The 1,466-nt window shown below is 39.7% G+C and carries 1 protein-coding gene; it reads right to left on the bottom strand.

Annotation, left to right across the window (positions count from 1 at the left end; translation table 11 throughout):
* Positions 1-185: 185 nt before the first annotated feature.
* Positions 186-1,223: an extracellular solute-binding protein gene (locus Q1A70_RS19880; protein WP_299695744.1), complete on the bottom strand. Its 1,038-nt coding sequence runs from the start codon at positions 1,221-1,223 to the stop codon at positions 186-188.
* Positions 1,224-1,466 lie beyond the last annotated feature (243 nt).

Genomic DNA, 1,466 nt, shown 5'->3' with positions numbered 1-1,466 from the left:
AGTACCTTTAACGATCAAAGTTAAAGGTTACGACGTTTATTGAAAGGATTGAATGAGTCGATTTAAAGACGCTTACTAATTACTTACTGTGATTGGTCTTATTTATAGAACTTGGTATTCAATTAATAACATTCAGATAAAAATAAAGCGGCTCACGCCGCTTTATTTAATATTCTATCAACAAGTTAGTTGTTTACTTTAAGTTTTTGGAAGTACTCATCGTAAATAACACTTGCTTCGCCAACTTCATCTTGCCAAACACCGTTATCCATTACTGATTGTGGCGGGAAAACGTTCTCATCTTCAGAAAATTCTTTAGGTAACAAAGGGTAAGCGCTTTTAACTGGCGTTGGGTAGCCGATTTCTAAAGCAATTTTTGCTGCGTTTTCAGGACGAAGCAGGAAGTCGATCATTTTAAGTGCTGCTTCCACATTTTTAGCACCTGATGGAATGGCTAGGCTGTCCATCCAGAAGATAGCGCCTTCTTCCGGCCAAATAATATCAATGGTCGCGCCTTCTTGACGAGCCGTATAAGCCGAACCGTTCCAAAGCATACCAAGAGAGACTTCACCCGCTAGATATGGGTTAGCAGGAAAATCAGAGTTAAATACCAATACGTTTGGCATTAGTTTGCTAAGCTCTTCGTAAGCTGCTTTGATTTCTTCAGGGTTCGTGGTGTTTGGAGAGTAACCCAGTTTAGAAAGTGCGATATGGAAAACCTCACGAGAGTCATCCATCATCATCAGTTGACCTTCCCACTGCGTATCCCACAGATCACCCCAACTGCTCACTGAAGACTTATCTAGCATGTCGGCATTAATACCAATACCCGTTGCACCCCAGATGTATGGGATAGAGTAGCTGTTGCTTGGGTCAAAAGGCTTATCTAAGTAGTTTGGATCCAAATCTGCAAAGTGAGTGAGCTTAGTTTTATCAAGCTCTTGGAGCATACCTTCTTTACGCATTTTAGAAACAAAGTAAGTAGATGGAACCACTAAGTCATAGCCCGTACCTTGAGTTTTCAACTTAGCATACATGCTTTCGTTTGACTCGTAGGTTGAGTAATAAACTTTGATGCCTGTTTCTTTAGTGAAATCTTCTAATACTTCATTTGGAATATATTCAGACCAGTTGTAAAAATACAGTTCTTGGTCAGCTGCGAAAGAGGGTGTCGAAAATAAAGTAGCAGCACACAATGCGCCGGTATACAGTGTCTTTTTCATTACTGTTCCGTTCATTTTTTGATTTGAAACCGGGTCGTTAACCCATGATAAAGGATTTATGAAAATCTCATCAATTATAGCAGTGATATAATAAAATAGGCAGCCAAAGCCACCTATTGGTTGACAGTTTTATCGATAAGCTCTTGATTAAAATAATTAGTTAGTTGCTAGGGCGTGTTGATCTTTGCTGTACATTCCGTGTTCAACAATACATCGGTAGCCACATCAACATGAATGCCAGCG

The sequence above is a fragment of the uncultured Vibrio sp. genome (assembly GCF_947488985.1).
Lineage (GTDB): Bacteria > Pseudomonadota > Gammaproteobacteria > Enterobacterales > Vibrionaceae > Vibrio.
The sequence above is the reverse complement of the archived record's forward strand: the minus strand, read 5'-3'. Positions and strand labels throughout refer to the sequence as shown.